This is a genomic window from Legionella tunisiensis (genome assembly GCF_000308315.1).
GTDB classification, from domain to species: domain Bacteria; phylum Pseudomonadota; class Gammaproteobacteria; order Legionellales; family Legionellaceae; genus Tatlockia; species Tatlockia tunisiensis.
The window spans coordinates 1-17,734 of the sequence record NZ_CALJ01000085.1 but is presented as its reverse complement, the minus strand read 5'-3'; the positions used below and the strand labels follow the sequence as shown (position 1 = coordinate 17,734).

Here is a 17,734-nt window from a genome sequence, read left to right as displayed (position 1 = left end):
TAGGTGCATCGCCTGGTGGTTGGACTTATGTGATACAATCTTTAGGTGCCAATGTCACCGCTGTCGATAAGGCCTTGTTGGATACCAAAATTGCCAGCCTTCCTCGAGTCAATTTTTTACAACAAAGTGCATTTTCATTAGAGCCTGCTAAATTAGAACAAACTCATGATTGGGTACTATCAGATGTAGCCTGCTACCCTGATCGGGCTTATGCGCTTATTATGAAATGGATAGCCTCAGGTAAAGCAAAACAAATGATTTTTTACCATAAAATTACAAGGCAAAACTGATTTAGCAACCATTAGACAATTTCAAGAGATACCAGACTCTCGTATCGTCAATCTGTTTTATAACAAACACGAAGCGACATTTTTTTATCCATGGCCATCACAACCAGAAGATCTTTAAGTGTCAAAGTCAACCTGGCGTTGGGTTTTGTTAATGCAAAAAGAAGTGAACAATGATAAAATTAAGTTCAAATTAATAATTAATTGACCTATAAAAAGCAAAAACAGACAGAGCTTACACAAAAATTTCGAGATCGAGGCAAATTTTATTTTAACAAAAGATCGAGGTTTTACATAAATCCTGATCGAATTAATGTTTGAGGCAGTAGTATCATGTTAGATGTACGAAATATAAGTATGGATTTTGGCAAAAAATCCTTATTCCAAAATGTTGATTTAATATTGCTGCCTTCACAACGCTATGGCGTTGTTGGTGCCAATGGAACAGGTAAATCCACTTTTTTAAAAATTTTAGCCGGTGAAGAAACGTCTACACAGGGCTCGGTGGAAAAAGCGAAGAGCCTTAACATTGGTATTCTGAAACAAGATCATTTTCGCTATGAAAATGACCGCCTTATCGATGTTGTTATTCGCGGGAACACTGCTTTATGGGAGGCCCTACAAGAAAAGGAGCAACTCTATTCGCAAGAAAATTTTACTGAGCAAGATGGTTATCGCCTCAGTGAATTAGAAGAAATTATCATGTATCAAGAAGGTTACGAAGCCGAATCCACAGCGAGAAATTTATTATTAGGCTTGGGTATTGCGGAAAAATTTCATTATGGCCCTCTTAGTGCCTTATCTGGGGGTTACAAATTACGGGTATTGTTAGCTCAGGTCCTTTATCAAAAGCCTGATATTATGTTGCTTGATGAACCCACAAACCATTTGGATATTTTATCGATTGCCTGGTTGGAACAATTTTTAAAAACAAATTTCAAAGGACTGCTGATTTTTATTTCGCATGATAGAGGCTTTCTCAATAATGTATCTACAAATATTCTTGATATTGATTATGATACCATCCTGGATTACCCAGGAAATTATGACAAATTTTGTTTAACGAAAGAAGAGCGATTAATTCTTAAACAAAGTGAATTGAAAAACCAAGAAAAGAAAATTGAGGCACTACAAAATTTCGTTGATCGTTTTGGAGCCAAGGCTAGCAAAGCCAGTCAAGCTGCTTCGCGTCAAAAAATGATTGAACGTATTGAGTTAGTCGAGATAAAAGATTCTAATATTTTTAAACCTTACTTTAACTTTCAACAAAAAATCCATCCGGTAAACTAGTGCTGGCTGTAGAGAATCTCCATAAAAATTTGATGAAAAATATTATTAAAAAAGTATCCTTCAATATAGCACGAGGCGATAAGTGTGCCATTATTGGCCCAAATGGGATTGGTAAATCAACTTTATTGAAAATTTTATTAAATGAACTTAAATCTGATCAAGGTCATTTTGAATGGAATGAAACAGCCAAAATAGGTTATTTTGCCCAAGATTATCATAGTCAATTGATACCAGAACAAACTATATTGCAATGGATGGAACGCCATATTGCTTCTCCTGAGCAAGAACTAAGGAAAGTACTAGGGCAAGTATTATTTCGTGGTTCAGATGTTGATAAAAAGATTGCGATGTTAAGTGGTGGCGAGTCTGCACGCTTAATTTTAGCTAAGCTTATTTTAGAAAAAATAACGTACTTATCTTCGATGAACCAACAAACCATTTAGATCTTGAGTCTATTGATGCATTGAGCGAGGCAATACAAGCTTTTCCAGGCGCAGTTCTCTTTGTTAGTCATAACCGCTATTTTATTGATCGTATTTCAACCCGTGTTTTAGTATTAACTGAGCAATATGGGGTACAAAATTATCTAGGTAATTATCATGATTATCTGGAGCAATTTGGCAAAGATTATCTGACAACCGCTTAAAAAATTGAGTAACGCACACTCACATGGAATTGCCGGGCAAAACAGGAATTTTGCTTTGCTCAGCTATTCTTAACGCAAGTAACTCCTATTCATTGGTTTTTCAGCAGCAGATAAACCGCTTCTTAGTGCATACCAAAGCACAATTCCTGGCTCAGCATTTACAATACCCTCATTGATTCTCAATCGACCAGAACTGACCGCAGAAGACACTGGAATCTTTTTCATAGCATTAATGGTATGGCGATGATTTAAAATTGCGCGTTTTTTGCTCTGCGTTTTTTCATTGAGTATTTTAATTTACATAATAACCGTTTCTTTTTAGCTGCCATCTTGATTTTAGGTGCGGCATAAAGAGTCAGTAAATATAGTTCTTGCTGTAAACGAGCAAGTAGCATCCTTTTGAGATTGCTATTTTTAAGATTAGTTGCTACTTGATCAAAATGATTCTTGAGATTCTGTTTTTCAATCGCCTGCTTTGCCTTAAAAAACCTAATTTGCCTAAATACATACAACCTCCTTGTATTCGCTAACAAACGATTGCCATTCCTTGGCTTGAGATTTTTATCAGATAATAGTTAGTTAATAGTAGACGTTTTTTAAACTGTCAAACCATAGGAAAATCATGATGTTTTTTTATATGCAAAACAAACAAGGGGAACTCTCCACGCTATTCCAAGCGAAGCGAGGAATCTCCAGAATCTAGGACCGAACTAAAATAAACGTTGATACAGATCTTGCCAGACTGGATTCATCGTATTGATGAGATAACTCTTCTTTTACGTGACTAGAGTGAATTCGTCTTTGTGTGAAAAATAAAAACGGCGGCTTAGTGAGCTAGCCATTTAATGCTTATAAAATTAAATGGCCAATTTTTTATAGATAAGCGATAACAATCTGCCTTTGGCTGGAATTCAAAAACGCAAGATAGCTCCTTTTTCCTCTGAATTCTCTTTTTTCCCGCTTGGTCCTACTCCCTGTCCACCACTCGGGAACCAAGCATATTGATTGTTAAAGGCATGAGTAATTTCTCTTGCCACATCGCTTGGTACACCTCTTTTCCCAAGAGCGCCGATGACTTCTTCCGAAACCAAATCATAATTTTGATTAGAACTGGCAATTAATTGACTGACTAGTGGCAGTTGTTTTAAAGAAACAGGAATGGGAATGGCTTCTTTATGATAGCACTCTAAAAATCTTTTAACTATTTGGGTGTCATTATTTTGAGCTGAAATCTGCAAAGCCTCATGCATTTCTTTATGAAATAAAGGATTATTAACAATAGCCGGGACGGCCAACAAATAATCCATGAGCTCATAACCACCCAATTCAGCCGCTTTCCTAAGTGTACCGGCTGGAATAACGAACCGATGATCGTCGATAAAACATTTTAAGCTTTCTACTAACCCTAAATTTAGGCATTGATAAAAAGCATCATAATGTTTCTCATTTGGATTGAAGCGCACATCCTTTAAAAGTACTTTAAGAACTGCAGGAAAAGAAATTGCTTCATACAACAAACTATGTGAAACGGTAGAATTATAACCATCTTCGTCTGGATAGCCTGTATCTTCCAGCGGGTCAGAGGTTTCACAGTCTTCACAAGATAAAAGATTGGCAACAAGTTGATGATTACCAGTGATTACTGCGTTTTTTAATCGGTCGAAAGTCGGCGGAGCAAATGTCTCTTCAAAAACCGCGTCTTCAGAAGTTCTAGCCATTAGAGACTCCAAACAGTTGCTGGAGCCTAATGATACATATTTTACCACTTTATATCAATAAGAAACAAAACCTCCACTGTATTCGGAAAGGACTGGAACTAAATCTTTGGTCGCAATTATTGTACAAGCAGATATGACTTGAATACGATCGTCAATTCCAGCTAGCTTCAAATAACTTGTTAATTCTTCAAAAGATATACCAGCTCCACTGATATCAGTTGTCCGTTCTTTCAACAAAAACTCAACAAATTTCTCTACTTCTTGAGTAGTTAATTCAGCATGTTCTAAAAGTTCTTGAAACTCGGTTTTATCATGGCGTAAATCCCCTCTTTGTAGGAAACAGGTATTCACATTGACACTTACTCGGCGCAGTTGGGGTTCTTCTTTGCGTGAGGAGAAGAAAGAAAAGAGCTTGCTGAGCACACAAGGCATAATGTTCTGATCGTTACCATTTCTGGGAAGACTAGATTTTTTAAACTTACCGCTAAATCTTCAGCAAATATGCGCGTAACATTACCCGCCATAGCGCCATTAAGACGAATTTCCCCAGATACTGTTGTCAAAGCAACAATATGTCCATCACGTCCTCTTACCGTTCTTAATTCACTCTCGCTCACTTCAGAAAGGATCAATGCTCGCATCTTGCTGGCGTCCTGTCCCATACCAGAAATCAATTGATCGCAAGTTTCTTCATGGAGATTTAAAATATAAAATTTTTTATTATCCTCTACAATCTCAGGAATAACACGTCTACTGTGTTTTCCAGGATTTTGCATCATTCTCTTAAAATGAAGAGCCATTGTCTTCTCAATTTCTCGCGCCCCTTCTCTTTTGTGAAAACGCAGCACTATTTCACCCTTATCGGTTTTCTTAATTCCCAATAAGAGGTGGTTTTCAAACAAATTCTTCTTCGCTTTAGCATGTTCAAAGGATTCAGTCGCTTGCACCGCAAGATTGTTATAAGTAACTTTACTTCGTGCGAAAATTTTTACATTAGGATTTTGGCGAAGTCCTTTACCATCTTTTAATAATTCACCGGTTTCACTAAGTAATCTATAACCATCCCTATCTGTACCAAGCACAGCAATCCTGTAAGCCGTAGCTGTACCACCTGCCCCTCCAATGACAACTACTCGTCTAGTTTTTACATCACTCGTCCGTTGTCTCTCTCTGACACTGAGGTCGTATTCATTGCCATGAAGAATAGGGGTAAACCCTTTTTTCGGATCATAAACCGAATACTCTTGATATAAACTTTTCCCCATATTCGAAGGAATGTCTACCTCGTTAGTTTGCCTTACGAATTCATACTGCAGAGCATCTTCAAAAGAAGTATTTTGCCCTATCCCCATGCCCAGTGAGAAATCAATGGACTGAGCATAAATATAAGCAGTCATAGTCTTGTTGCCATTAGGAATGGAAACCATCAGGCGATGGGTATATAAAGCAGCCTCGGCATGCCAATCATCAAGATGTTTTTCTCTTTTCTCAAGCTTCTGTACGGATACACCATAAAATGGTGGCGGTGTATCTTTGAGAGCCATATTGACTGTATTAGCATAGAAAAGATGTCTGGTATTGGTTCTTAGGGTACGCCCCAAGCCTTGAGTCCTAGGGATAAAATCATTGGCAGTCACATTACCCGATATTTCCAACAGAGGGTGTTCCTGTTCAGCTCTGTGATCCCCACTTGTCCAATGACCAGTTTCTTGCTCGGAAATAACCAGCGTTTCCAAACATAAAGGACCACCAGAACTCTCCGTTGAAACATAATGCTTCAGTTGCTTAAAAGCCTTCACAGCACTCTTTGCTACTAAGGGATCTGTGGTCATTAAGGCCATACCTGCATAGCCACAACCAACAAACAATCTTCCAACAAAAATACTTGGTGAAACATGCGCGCCCGTTTTATCGATATGTTTATCTATTGCAGTGCGAGTAAGCTTTTTCTTTCGTTCATTAATTGCAAGAGATTGTTGCAAAGCATCAAATGAATCAACTATACGATCTAGATCATCATCAGGGTTTTTAGCTACTAAATCTGATTCGTCCAGTGTTTCTATTGTCAACGAGGCTTCACTAAGTTCACGTTTAAAAATTTGTAATTTAACCCATGCATCAGATACCTCTTCATCCAGATCGGACGCTTTGTAAGCTAAATCATGAAGTTTCGCATGCTGAGCAATTGCCTCTTTAAGTAAGGGCCAATAATATGAAAAAAATTTTCAGAATCGTCGCTCTCATTAGGGAATGGTAACTGTGCTCTAGTCCATATCTCCTGGATGTTATAAATAATCTCGTCGATCCTGTTATATTTTACTTTACCCCGGCCATCAACCCCGCGGTTAATCGCAATCACCAGCCGATTTAACTGATTTGTACGTCCATCTTCTTGCCATTTGACAGTTTGACTCCCTTCAAATAGTGGTATTTTACGCAAGCTAACTTTTGAATATTGAGGCATTACAACAATTTCCAAGAACTAAATGTCGCACAAAAATATCATGTGAACATTATCTGAGCATTAAGAGCAAATAAAAAATCGCGAGCTTAAACTTTAGTCTTGATAAATAAACGATATTTCTTTAATTAACGAACTGATTTTAAAAAGATTTTTTCATAATAGAAAAGATATTCCTCTCAAAGCGAATTTAGGTTTAATAGAGAGTTAGAAAAGAGCCCTATTTTTTGATTCGTTCTTTTATTACCATCAAGATAATGCTGGTAATCAACTAGATTAAAAATCTACCTTACAAGGCAATAGATAGTTTTGACATATAATCTATATTAAAATAAATTTCGCGGATTAATTATGAATTATTTTCCTGTGGTAATTTATCTTTTCATTGCTTTGTTTTTACAAAGTAATTTAGCACTGGCACATAAATCTTCCCAACAATACATGGCTATGCTATTAGCAAGAAGTGAGTATGGCTATTTACCTGTCCAACATGGCCAATTGTGGTATTGGTTTGTTAAAGCTGATCACCCTGATGCTCCTTTAACGCTCTGGTTAAATGGAGGACCTGGATGCTCATCGATGGTTGGATTATTTGTGGAAAATGGCCCTTATCTTTTACAAAACCTGGCAACTGTCACTAAACCTGCAACTTATCATTTTAAAGAAAACCCTTATGCCTGGACAAAAATCTCCCACATGCTTTATTTGGATAATCCGGTAGGAGCAGGATTTTCTTTGCCCTCACGCTATACAACCTCCCCCAAAGAAATGCGCCAGAATGTAGTACAAGCGTTGCAGGCATTTTTTACTCGCCATCCTGAATTGAAAAAAATGCCTTCTTCATTTTTGGTGAATCTTATGCCGGTAAAGATATTCCAAATATTGCTTATGAAATCAAACGCACTACTGACTTTAACCTGAAAGGTATTGGTATGGGTAATGGCTTTATTGATCCTCATTCAATCAATATTACCCAAATCGAATTTGCTAAAAATAATTCACTCATTGATGAGCAAAAAGCGCAAGAACTCTTAACTAAGGTCAACGCTAAATGGCAACAATTTCATGACCTACACGATAAAGGAGAAAAACCAAGCTTGCATTTAGCTAAGAAGACCGCCTACTTTACTCTTGGGAGATTAAAAGAAATATTGACTAAGCAATATCAAATTCCCGTTGTTAATACTTATGACATCCGCATTATTAAATACCCCTATATTCGAGATAACTTAAGTCATTTTTTAAATGATAAAGACTACAAACCGGTAAGTGCCCAAGGAGAGTGGATAGAATGTGGTAAAGATAAACATATTGTTCGTCACTATTTAATGGAGTCTATTCCTATTTCGTCAGCTCCTCTTATTGTGAAATTATTAAAAGATTTTCAATTACCAATATTGATTTTTAATGGCATGGAGGATCTGATGGTCCCTTATTTATCGCATCCTATGTGGCTTAAAAAATATAATATACATTTAGAAGCCAAAGATAATCAGGAATTAATTTATAAAGCTATCGATTATCCTCTGGAATTAGTATTTGTAAAAGATTCAGGCCATATGGTCTTATTAGACCAACCCGAATTGGCTTTTGAATTATTCAAAAATTTCCTAGAAAAATATCATTGACCAAATATAGTCTTACGGTTCTGGAAAATTTTCATTTTTAATTGCTTCATGAGGGAACTGGCTAAGTACAGCTGGATTTGCGTTATAAACTATATACCAACCTTGACTACCTGGTTCTACCTCTATAGCGATATAGCTGAGTTGTATTTTACTACTAATATCGGCCAGCACGGATGCAGCATCAGCATGAGAAGAAAACAATTTGGACTTTAGAAAATTACCATTAGTATCAGAGGAAACCCTAAAATTAGCATCAGAATCCTTAAGTACCTTTGCTATTTTATCTTCACTTTTTGGGTGAAACATACATTGTTATCCACCTAAAACATCTAATTAAATTATAGATAAACAGTTCAAATTTTATCCAATTTTTCAATAAAAATTAATTCCAAAAATAAAATTCAATTTTTTCAATAAATTAAGAAAATACGCTAAAAACACCTTGAACGATATTCAACCTATCAAGAAACCTAATTTTAGTAGTCACTGGCTTAGTAGCACAATTTAATGCATTATGTACAAAGCAGTGCCTAGACTAGTCACGGACGTGGTGCGAAAGCATTTCATTATTAAGGGAGTAACCGATGAGTAAAACACTAGGAGTCCTTGTATACGAAGGTTGTCAACCGATCGATTTCATTGCTCCCTGGGAAGTATTTTCCCTTTGGAAAACCATTGCAAAACCGATTAATTTATATTTGATCTCTCAAGATGGGGGCTACGTGCAGTGTGTAAATGACATTCTAATAAAGACTCATTGCGATTTTGAACGCGCGCCCCAATTAGACTATCTGATTATTCCCGGCGGAAAAGGCAGAATTAAGGAGATAAACAATGCTAAACTCATCTCATTTATTCAAAAGCAAGCCCAAAATACTCAATATATCCTTTCTATTTGCACGGGTATGTTTCTACTTCATAAAGCAGGACTGCTCCACAATAAATTAGTGACAACCTATTGGCGAGCCATACCAGAGGCAAGACTACTTTCAAATGTACATGTCACGGAAGAAAGAATGGTAAAAAATGGGAACATATGGCTTGCAGCAGGTGTCTCCAGTGGGATTGACCTGGCTTTTGAATTTATCGCCGAAATAGATGGCAAAGAAGCAGCTGGCAAAGTGCAGCTACTCTATGAAAATTTCCCCCTAAATCAGGTTTATTGCACCCCGAATATGGTGCGGACTTTGCCTCCTTATCATGATAAGGAAGAGAACTCTCTTCATTTACCCCGGTATATTAGTGAATACATAAAAAAGTATGCTCGTTAAATAAAATAACTTAGAATAGCTAACCTGATGTCTTGATTAATATTTCCTAGTAAAGAAACACACAATAGCACTTGTTCATTTGTACTATCACAGATAATATTAATTCAGAATAGGGTCTAAAATTATCTGCCGCTCAGTGATTAGATCGCCTGTTTCATGGCCGAAAAATAGGGGCTGGTTGGTGTTTCGCTAGCTTGAGTGATTGTGCTTTTATTTTCGAGCATCGCAGCGAAGCATACCCGCTAGTATGTGAGCAGCAGAGTGCAGACAATCAAAGCATAAGCGCCAAGATAGTAGACAGGCCAACAGCCCCTTGTAATATAGGGAAATATCAGCCCACATGTTTAAGATTCTTACCGTAATAAGTTGCTTGTTTCTAAGTTCCTGTATGGTCGGCCCCAATTATAAAGAGCCGAAAAAAATATTGCACCTCATTGGTTGAAAAAAGCCTCGGAGCTGGGGTTAGAGCAGCGCCCATCCGCAATGCGGATTGGTGGCAAGCATTTCACGACCCAACCTTAACTTCATTAATCCATCAGGGTTATTTCAATAATTTATCATTACAAGTTGCCGGGGTTCGCGTTTTACAAGCCAGAGCGCAACTCGCTCAAGCTGTGGGAGAACTTTATCCACAACAGCAAAATATGGGTGGAAACATTACTTATAACCGTATCGGAGGCAGTTCCCTGCAAGACATTTTACCTTCTAGCTTTGAAACAGCAGCAGTCGGTTTTACAGCTAGCTGGGAAATTGATTTTTGGGGAAAATATCGCCGCGCAATTCGCTCCGATGATGCAACGTTCTTATCGTCGGTTGCCGCCTATGATGATGCATTAGTTACTCTTACAGCTGATATTGCAAGTACCTATGTCAGCATTCGTACGGATGAGAAATTAATACGAGTCACTCAAGCCAATATTCAATTGCAGACAATGAGTCTCAAGATCGCACAGTCTCGTTATAAAGGAGGCCAAACGAGTTTACTCGATGTCCAGCAAGCACAAACGGAACTTGCCGAAACGCAAGCCACGCTGCCTACACTAGTCAGTGAACTGCAAACCCAGAAAGATAAATTAGCTGTATTACTGGGTACTACACCTAACTGTTTAGATACTTTACTCAAAAAAATCAGGGGATTCCCAAAGCACCATCCATGGTATCAGTAGGTATTCCTAGAGAAGCTTTGGCACAGCGCCCTGATGTTTATCAAGCACGAATGGATGCTATAGCACAATCTGAAGCGATAGGAGCGACTGCTGCTACTCTTTATCCAGCTTTCTCACTATCTGGAACGTTTTACTTTGCTGCCAATACTATTGGCAATCGTTCACTCAGTGATATTTTCAATTGGTCGAATCGCAACATCTCAGCTGGGCCCGCATTTCAATGGCCTATCTTGAATTATGGCCAAATTACTAACCAGGTACGCATGCAAGATGCAGCTTTCCAACAAGCCTTGTTAAAATATCTTAATCTCGTGTTACAAGCACAGAAAGAGGTCCAAGATAATATCACTCGCTATGTTGAGTCAAAAAAATCCGAAGCCTATCTTGTGAAAGCAAACGCTTCTGCAACTATCAGCACCAAATTAGCCTTAACTCGGTATAAAGAAGGTGAAAGCGATTATACCACGCTCTTAGATGCTGAACGCCAAGAGCTACGTGTACAAAAATCATTGACCCAGTCACAGGGCGACATCGCCCAATCCTTGGTAGCTCTTTATCGTGCTCTGGGTGGTGGTTGGCAAATTCGCTGTGGGAATGATATTGTTCGTAGACATATTAAGGCTGAAATGGCTGCACGCACTGACTGGGGTAATTTGTTAAAGAAACAAAATCATCTGCCACCGCTCACTGAAGCGCAACAAGTAAAGCAACTTTATTTACCAAACTGGTGATGAATATGACTTCCGAAAAAAATTTAGCCTAGTGAAGATAGCAGCCATCACCGTTGTTATTCTTCTCCTCATTTATCTAATAGCTCACCATAAAACAAGCAGTACACAGGCATTACCTACTCCAGTAGTTATCGTTAAAAAACCGGAATCCATCGAGATGGCCGACTATATTACCCAAACGGGTAATACCGTTGCCTTTAACTCTGTGAATTTGGTTGCCCGCATCGAAGGTTATCTCGATGCGATAAAATTTACCGATGGAACCTTTGTCAAAAAAGATCAGGAATTGTTTGTTATAGAGCCACAGCCTTATTATGAAAAACTTGTGGAAGCAGAGTCCTCCGTGATATCACGAAAAGCCGCCTATGAATATACTAAGATTGAGGCTGCACGCCAGAAGCAAATGTATAAAGAAAATGCCACCTCTTTAAAGAATGTGGAAAAATGGGCAGCCCAAGCTGAATCCTCCAAAGCAGAAGTTGCCAAAGCAGAAGCGAATGCTAAAGTAGCAGCCATTAACTATAGTTATACGCATGTACTTGCACCCTTCGATGGAAGAATTGGTCGTCATCTTGTCGATGTCGGAAATCTAGTCGGTAATGGCCAAGCGACTAATTTAGCAACTATTGAGCAAGTTGATCCCCTTTATGTTTATTTCAATCTTAACGAACTTGATTTAATTAGAATCCGTGATGCAGCAAGAGCCCGTGGCTTTAAACCTTCTGAGATCAATCAAATTCCGGTTTATGTCAGAATGCAAAGTGAAACAGGATTTCCTCATGAAGGTAAACTTGATTTCGTCAATACCGGACTGAATTCCTCAACAGGAACGATGCAGTTTCGAGCGCTTTTATCCAATAAAAATTATCCTTTGTTGCCTGGTTTATTCGTGCAAGTCCGCATTCCATTGACCAAACCAGTCCCACGTTTAACAGTACCCGATACGGCTATCCAATATGATCAAATCGGCCCCTATTTACTGGTAGTCAATAAAGACAACTATGTGGAATCAAAACGCGTAGTATTAGGCAGTTTAGAACAAGGTAAGCGAGCAATTGTTAAAGGGATTGATGCCCAGGATAAGATTATTGTTGATGGATTGCAGAATGCAACGCCAGGTAATCAAGTCAACCCTAAAATGCAAACAAACCCGTCGACTCAAATGTCATCAAGAAAATAAATGCTTTGCAAACGAGGGAGAGAAAAAGTGAGCACGGTTAAAAAACCGATTACCCATTTAACTTGCACACCTTTAGAAAACGCCTCTTATCTAACATGGATCTTCAAAGTGAGAAGAAACAGAAATGATTTCTAAATTTTTATTGAACGGCCTGTACTCGCAAACGTTATTGCCTTACTGCTGGTTTTTCTTGGCTTAATTGCCATTGTTGTTTTACCGGTGTCGCAATACCCTGCGATAGTGCCACCCACAATTCAAGTAACAACCACTTATCCCGGCGCTGATGCCAAAACGCTAATTGATACCGTAGCACTTCCTATTGAGCAGCAAGTTAATGGCGTGGAAAATATGATTTATATGCAATCCACTGCAACGAATAGTGGTAACTATAATTTGATTGTTACGTTTACTATCGGTACTGATCTCAATTTTGCCCAAGTGTTGGTACAAAATCGCGTCCAAGCGGCAATGGCACAATTGCCAGAAGCAGTACAACAGCAAGGCGTAGTCGTTCAGCAAAAATCTACCGCTATTCTGCAATTTGTTACTTTAACATCCCAACATGGTGAATATGATGGTTTATTCCTTGACAGCTATGCCACTATTAACATGCAGGATGAACTAGCTCGTTTACCTGGAGTAGGTAATGTAGTTATCTTTGGTTCAGGAGCCTATGCCATGAGAATCTGGCTGGATCCGCAAAAAATGTTCGCTTTTTCCTTGAATCCACGCGATGTTCTTGATGCTATCCGCAATCAAAACAAGGAAGTTTCTGCAGGTCAAATCGCTGCCCCTCCCATAGTAGGACAGCAACCCTATCAACTTACTGTCAATGTCCCTGGCCAACTTGCTAATCCAGAAGAATTTGCCAACATCATTATCAAAAGTTCAGGTACAGAGCCCAATGAAAGGGCTGATGCGAGTAGCACCGCACAAATTGTACGTATTCGAGATGTAGGCCGAGTCGAGCTTGGTTCTTCCAGTTATAGTCAGCTTGCTAAACTTAATGGTAAACCAACCGCAGCTATTGGGATATTCCAACTTCCCGGTGCTAACGCTTTAGATGTAGCCGAAGAAGTACGTAAAACCGTTGCTAAAATGGCAAAAAATTTCCACCAGGGATGGAATATTCTATTCCGTTTGACACAACCATGTTCGTAAAAGCCTCAGTCAATGAAGTTTATAAAACACTCTTTGAAGCAGGCATTTTAGTCCTATTAGTCATTGTTGTTTTTTACAAAATTTCCGAGCCACACTAATACCAGCCACAACAGTACCTGTAACCATTATTGGTACTTTCTTTGCCATGTTCTTGTTGGGTTATAGCATCAATTTATTAACTTTGTTTGCTCTCGTCCTGGCCATTGGTATTGTGGTAGACGACGCAATTGTTATTGTTGAAGGAGTTACACAACATATTGAAAGGGGCACCCCTCCCAAAGAAGCCGCCATTGAGGCAATGCGTGAATTATTTGGGCCGATTCTTGGTATTACCTTAGTACTCATGGCTGTTTTTGTGCCCGCCGGATTTATGCCGGGTTTAACCGGCGCCATGTATGCTCAATTCGCCCTGGTGATCGCTGCAACTGCCTTCATTAGTGCGATCAATGCGATGACTTTAAAACCGACTCAATGCGCTTTATGGCTGAAACCGATCGATCCTAATAAGCCCAAAAATATTTTCTTTCGTACCTTTGATCGGTTTTATAATCCCATTGAAGCATCCTATATACGATTCATGAATCGCCTTGTGCACCACACTAATACGGTCTGCCTAATTGGTGCTTTATTAGTTGCTGTTGCTATCACTAGCATCAGCCTTATTCCGACAGGTTTTATTCCTATTGAAGATCAGGGTTATCTAATCTTAAATGTCCTATTACCTGATGGTGCAACCCTCGGGCGTACAGATGCTGTCCTGGATGAATTGAGTAAAAAAGTTTCTAAAGTTCCTGGGGTTGCAAACGTCATTGGCATTGATGGCATTTCTCTTCTCGATAATAACGCAAACCTTGCCAATGCTGGTGTGGTATACATCATATTCAAAGATTGGAGCGTGCGTGGAAAAGGCGAGGATTTAAAGTCGCTTTATACCAAATTTAGTGAAATTGCAGCACAAACATTAAATGCTAAAGTATTAGTCGTAATACCGCCCCCCATTCAAGGTCTGGGATTATCGGGTGGTTTCCAAATGCAGGTAGAAATGCAGGATGGCAGCTTTGATTACCTCAAGCTACAGAAAGCCACTGATCAGATAATCAAACAAGGTAATGCACTGCCAGAATTACAGAAAGTAATGACCTCTTTTCGTGCTGCAGTACCACAAGTTTCAGCACCAATCAATCGCTCGAAAGCAGAGTCTTTAGGGGTTTCTGTTGGTGATGCATTTGATACTTTACAAACCTATCTCGGTTCGTCCTATGTAAACCTTTTTACCAAATTTGGCCAGGTATTCCAGGTCTATGTACAAGCAGATGCTTCTTCACGTACCAGTATAGAAGATGTGCGCAATTATTATGTGAGAAATCAGTATGGCGGCATGGTTCCTCTTGGAACATTAACGGATATCAATCCAACTATCGGGCCTGCACTGATTTCTCTTTATAATCTTTATCCGTCAAGCAGCATTAATGGCATTGCAGCAGCAGGATATAGTTCAGGACAAGCCATTCAAACCCTGGAGCAATTGGCGCATAGAATTTTGCCTGGCGGCCTCTCTTTTGAGTGGACATCTACTGCTTATCAGCAAAAGATAGCGGGCAATGTAAGCTATCTTATTTTTATCATGTCATTGATTTTGGTGTACATGATTTTAGCTGGACAATACGAAAACTGGCTGGTACCAGCCTCAATTATTCTGAGTGTACCTTTAACATTAATAGGAACAGCAATCGCTTATCAGCTTAGGACTCGATAATAATATGTATACACAAATAGGTTTGTTGCTGTTAATTGCCTTGGCAGCCAAGAATGCGATCCTGATCGTTGAAGTGGCGCATGAGCAGCGGCAAATTCATCGCAAACCCATTATGGAAGCCGCGGTACTGGGAGCAAAAACACGTTTTCGTCCTATTTTAATGACCTCTTTCGCCTTTATCATGGGTGTATTGCCCTTAGTCTTCGCCACCGGTGCCGGCGCTAACGCACGACGCTCAATTGGCGTAGCAGTATGCAGTGGAATGTTAGCCTCTACCTGCCTTGCGGTGGTTTTTGTACCCGTATTTTATGTACTGCTACAAACCTGGCAAGAGAAGCGGCAGACGAAAAAGAAAGCGGCGAAAGTTGTAGAGAGCAATTGAGGTTAGCATTTTGCTTTCCTCTTCCTCTTCATTTTTGGCGGGATTCGATAGTACTTCAATGTCGTGTTTCAAATTTCCCCTATAAAAAACCTACTCATTAAATTAAGTAAATTTAAAAAACACCCTAAATGAAAAATAATTATACATTTATTGCCTTTAAATACCCTTTATGTTCATAATATTATCATTTATAATGAAAAAATTTATTTTCCTTAAGGTTTCCTTAAGGTTTATTTAAGGAAATCTTGTTACAGTATAAGTAATTTAAATTAACTAAAGTGATCGATATGAGTGCACAAAGTACGCCTAAAATGTCGCAACTATTAAGCAACAGCTTTTTTGGCGGTCACCGTTTGCCTCGTAAAATCACCCAAACAGAGATACATGAGACCGTAGCAGGTCCAGTCGCTCAACTTGAACAAACTCTACAAGGTGTTCAATCCAAACGACCATCAGAATCTAATGAACGAGTGCTAAATTCGATGCAAGAGATTTTGAATGCATGCTTGCAGCCTTCAAATCCAATGAATGTTTTTGGTAGTTAAGACTTGCAGCACGTTCACAAAAACTTTAACTGTTCGAGTCATACAGAGTACAATTGTGTTATGAAAATCCGCTCTTTGTCATTTTCATTCATTTTTATATTTCCTTCGTTTTCAGTTCACTACCAAGTTCCCTATTAAACTCTAAAAAAGAATTCATTCTTTTACCGGGCCTTGGTATGATTAACGAACTGCAATTAGCAGGCTATCTTTCTCTTTCAGGTCCTGATTGTATCAACCTGCAAGGTGGTTAGATTTGTTTAATCATTTTATTCATGAACAAGCACTTGTTAGCATTCTCTAAGAATGTAATGTCTTGAAAAAAATTTTATTATTTTTTAAAGCTATTCATTGAAATTTAGTATTAAATACGGAAATTCAAATTAACAACGCGATAATGGAATATTAAGTCTGTTTGAGCCTGTCATGGACAGAAGGTAAAAATTTATAATGAATCAAACTCGGTATAGATTGCTATTTTTAATTGTTATTGTTCTTTTTTCTGTTTCACATCCTCTACATACTATCGCCCAATTTATTAGTAGAAGAAGCGTATTATTGGAATTATGCGAATCACCTTGATTTCAGTTTTCTAGATCATCCACCAATGGTTGCCCTCTTAATTAAGTTAGGCATATCCATTTTAGGAAACAATGAATGGGGAGTACGCTTTGCTACAATCCCTTGTTGGATTTTGACAGGGTATTTTAGTTTTAAGCTCACCGACTCAATAAAGAAAGGGACTGGCATTTATGCGATTGCGCTATTATCGGTGCTTCCTTTTTCTTTATTCATTCACATATCATTACTCCAGATATTCCCCTCATTCTTAGCTGGTCTGCAACGCTTTATTATCTCTATCAGGCGTTGGTTCTAGATAAATCTAAAAAATGGTATTTGGCAGGGTTCTGGCTTGGCTTAGGACTTCTTTCCAAATACACCATCGTTTTGCTTGGGCTTGCGACCCTAACCTATTTAATTTTAGAACCTTCTTCGCGCAAATGGTTTTTTGTAAAGAGCCCTATCTTTGTGCATTAATCAGCTTGGTTTTATTTTTTCCGGTTATTTACTGGAATGCTACCCACCATTGGGCCTCATTTCTATTTCAGAGTAGCCGACGCCTTCAAGAGCATTACTCCTTCTCTTTTCATCTATTAATCGGGTTATTGCTAATCTTTTTAACACCGGTAGGTGTTTTTGGTGGATGGCTTTTATTTACAAAAGAACAGACGAAAAATCTTGTAGCAACTAAAACAAAACATTTTCTTCAGATCTATACAACTGTACCACTCTTCTTTTTTCTTTATTTAGTCTGTTTCACAAAATAAAAATCAATTGGATTGGCCCCAGCCTTCTGGCAATTATTCCCTGGTTCGCTCTCTTGATTGCTTATGATCAGAAAATTATTGGTTTATCTGCCTCGAAAAAGCTGGGCAGCAACTTGTGCTGCATTATTGTCTTGTTACAGTGGGATGGTTTACTGTATTTTTCTAGGTCAATACCCAAAAACTTAAT

At 38.6% G+C, this 17,734-nt stretch carries 13 protein-coding genes and 5 pseudogenes; 11 read left to right on the top strand and 7 right to left on the bottom strand.

What is annotated here, in order from left to right; all coding sequences use genetic code 11:
* From BN58_RS22725 to BN58_RS33155, 4 genes and pseudogenes are all read left to right on the top strand, one after another.
* A pseudogene (locus tag BN58_RS22725) lies at nucleotides 1-408 on the top strand (SAM-dependent methyltransferase); the annotation flags it as partial.
* Between the two features lie 212 nt (nucleotides 409-620).
* Nucleotides 621-1,577 carry an ABC-F family ATP-binding cassette domain-containing protein gene (locus BN58_RS33165; RefSeq protein WP_019216127.1) on the top strand — a complete coding sequence of 319 codons (957 nt, stop codon included), beginning with the start codon at nucleotides 621-623 and terminating at the stop codon, nucleotides 1,575-1,577.
* Nucleotides 1,577-2,020 (top strand): ATP-binding cassette domain-containing protein, encoded by a 444-nt coding sequence (locus BN58_RS33160; RefSeq protein ID WP_232220402.1) that lies wholly within the window; start codon nucleotides 1,577-1,579, stop codon nucleotides 2,018-2,020. The genes BN58_RS33165 and BN58_RS33160 overlap by 1 nt, the downstream gene beginning before the upstream one ends.
* 20 nt (nucleotides 2,021-2,040) lie before the next feature.
* Nucleotides 2,041-2,223: a hypothetical protein gene (locus BN58_RS33155; protein ID WP_019216126.1), complete on the top strand. Its 183-nt coding sequence runs from the start codon at nucleotides 2,041-2,043 to the stop codon at nucleotides 2,221-2,223.
* Between the two features lie 69 nt (nucleotides 2,224-2,292).
* On the opposite strand, the gene BN58_RS31565 is transcribed toward BN58_RS33155, so the two are convergent.
* The 6 genes from BN58_RS31565 to BN58_RS06415 all read right to left on the bottom strand — a co-directional run bounded on the left by BN58_RS31565 (nucleotide 2,293) and on the right by BN58_RS06415 (nucleotide 6,405).
* Nucleotides 2,293-2,448, bottom strand: a complete 156-nt coding sequence (locus BN58_RS31565) for a hypothetical protein (protein ID WP_198009833.1) — start codon at nucleotides 2,446-2,448, stop codon at nucleotides 2,293-2,295.
* Between the two features lie 23 nt (nucleotides 2,449-2,471).
* Complete coding sequence (locus BN58_RS06435; protein ID WP_156812397.1) at nucleotides 2,472-2,756, bottom strand: hypothetical protein; 285 nt, start codon at nucleotides 2,754-2,756, stop codon at nucleotides 2,472-2,474.
* A 378-nt stretch (nucleotides 2,757-3,134) separates the two neighbouring features.
* Entirely contained in the window at nucleotides 3,135-3,941 is an 807-nt protein-coding gene (locus BN58_RS06430) for a hypothetical protein (protein WP_019216124.1), read from the bottom strand.
* 54 nt (nucleotides 3,942-3,995) lie between these two features.
* Entirely contained in the window at nucleotides 3,996-4,292 is a 297-nt protein-coding gene (locus BN58_RS06425; protein WP_019216123.1) for a hypothetical protein, read from the bottom strand.
* 8 nt (nucleotides 4,293-4,300) lie between these two features.
* Nucleotides 4,301-6,010 carry a hypothetical protein gene (locus BN58_RS06420; protein ID WP_019216122.1) on the bottom strand — a complete coding sequence of 570 codons (1,710 nt, stop codon included), beginning with the start codon at nucleotides 6,008-6,010 and terminating at the stop codon, nucleotides 4,301-4,303.
* An 86-nt stretch (nucleotides 6,011-6,096) separates the two neighbouring features.
* Nucleotides 6,097-6,405, bottom strand: coding sequence for a hypothetical protein (locus BN58_RS06415; RefSeq protein ID WP_019216121.1), 309 nt, complete (start codon nucleotides 6,403-6,405; stop codon nucleotides 6,097-6,099).
* A 348-nt stretch (nucleotides 6,406-6,753) separates the two neighbouring features.
* Between BN58_RS06415 and BN58_RS37605 the strand changes: the two are divergent.
* Nucleotides 6,754-8,030: pseudogene (locus BN58_RS37605) on the top strand (S10 family serine carboxypeptidase-like protein).
* 12 nt (nucleotides 8,031-8,042) lie between these two features.
* On the opposite strand, the gene BN58_RS06400 reads toward BN58_RS37605, so the two are convergent.
* The gene (locus tag BN58_RS06400; RefSeq protein ID WP_019216119.1) at nucleotides 8,043-8,336 is read right to left on the bottom strand and encodes a hypothetical protein; all 294 of its coding nucleotides are present in this window, start codon (nucleotides 8,334-8,336) and stop codon (nucleotides 8,043-8,045) included.
* A gap of 278 nt (nucleotides 8,337-8,614) precedes the next feature.
* Here BN58_RS06400 and BN58_RS06395 point away from each other — a divergent pair, with 278 nt between their 5' ends.
* The 6 genes and pseudogenes from BN58_RS06395 to BN58_RS37595 all read left to right on the top strand — a co-directional run bounded on the left by BN58_RS06395 (nucleotide 8,615) and on the right by BN58_RS37595 (nucleotide 17,257).
* Nucleotides 8,615-9,301 carry a DJ-1/PfpI family protein gene (locus BN58_RS06395; protein ID WP_019216118.1) on the top strand — a complete coding sequence of 229 codons (687 nt, stop codon included), beginning with the start codon at nucleotides 8,615-8,617 and terminating at the stop codon, nucleotides 9,299-9,301.
* A gap of 340 nt (nucleotides 9,302-9,641) precedes the next feature.
* Nucleotides 9,642-11,198, top strand: a pseudogene (locus BN58_RS37600) (efflux transporter outer membrane subunit).
* Between the two features lie 31 nt (nucleotides 11,199-11,229).
* Complete coding sequence (locus BN58_RS06385) at nucleotides 11,230-12,378, top strand: efflux RND transporter periplasmic adaptor subunit (protein WP_019216117.1); 1,149 nt, start codon at nucleotides 11,230-11,232, stop codon at nucleotides 12,376-12,378.
* Between the two features lie 135 nt (nucleotides 12,379-12,513).
* Nucleotides 12,514-15,677 (top strand): annotated as a pseudogene (locus BN58_RS36860) (efflux RND transporter permease subunit).
* 287 nt (nucleotides 15,678-15,964) lie between these two features.
* Nucleotides 15,965-16,222, top strand: coding sequence for a hypothetical protein (locus BN58_RS06375; protein ID WP_019216116.1), 258 nt, complete (start codon nucleotides 15,965-15,967; stop codon nucleotides 16,220-16,222).
* Nucleotides 16,223-16,826: 604 nt separating this feature from the next.
* Nucleotides 16,827-17,257: pseudogene (locus BN58_RS37595) on the top strand (glycosyltransferase family 39 protein).
* The last annotated feature ends 477 nt before the right edge of the window (nucleotides 17,258-17,734 follow it).

Excerpts from the sequence above, each read along its gene's own strand:
- BN58_RS06430 (WP_019216124.1), bottom strand. The coding sequence starts at position 3,941 with ATGGCTAGAACTTCTGAAGACGCGGTTTTTGAAGAGACATTTGCTCCG.
- BN58_RS06395 (WP_019216118.1), top strand. The coding sequence starts at position 8,615 with ATGAGTAAAACACTAGGAGTCCTTGTATACGAAGGTTGTCAACCGATC.
- BN58_RS06375 (WP_019216116.1), top strand. The coding sequence starts at position 15,965 with ATGAGTGCACAAAGTACGCCTAAAATGTCGCAACTATTAAGCAACAGC.
- BN58_RS33165 (WP_019216127.1), top strand. The coding sequence starts at position 621 with ATGTTAGATGTACGAAATATAAGTATGGATTTTGGCAAAAAATCCTTA.
- BN58_RS06415 (WP_019216121.1), bottom strand. The coding sequence starts at position 6,405 with ATGCCTCAATATTCAAAAGTTAGCTTGCGTAAAATACCACTATTTGAA.
- BN58_RS31565 (WP_198009833.1), bottom strand. The coding sequence starts at position 2,448 with ATGAAAAAGATTCCAGTGTCTTCTGCGGTCAGTTCTGGTCGATTGAGA.
- BN58_RS06400 (WP_019216119.1), bottom strand. The coding sequence starts at position 8,336 with ATGTTTCACCCAAAAAGTGAAGATAAAATAGCAAAGGTACTTAAGGAT.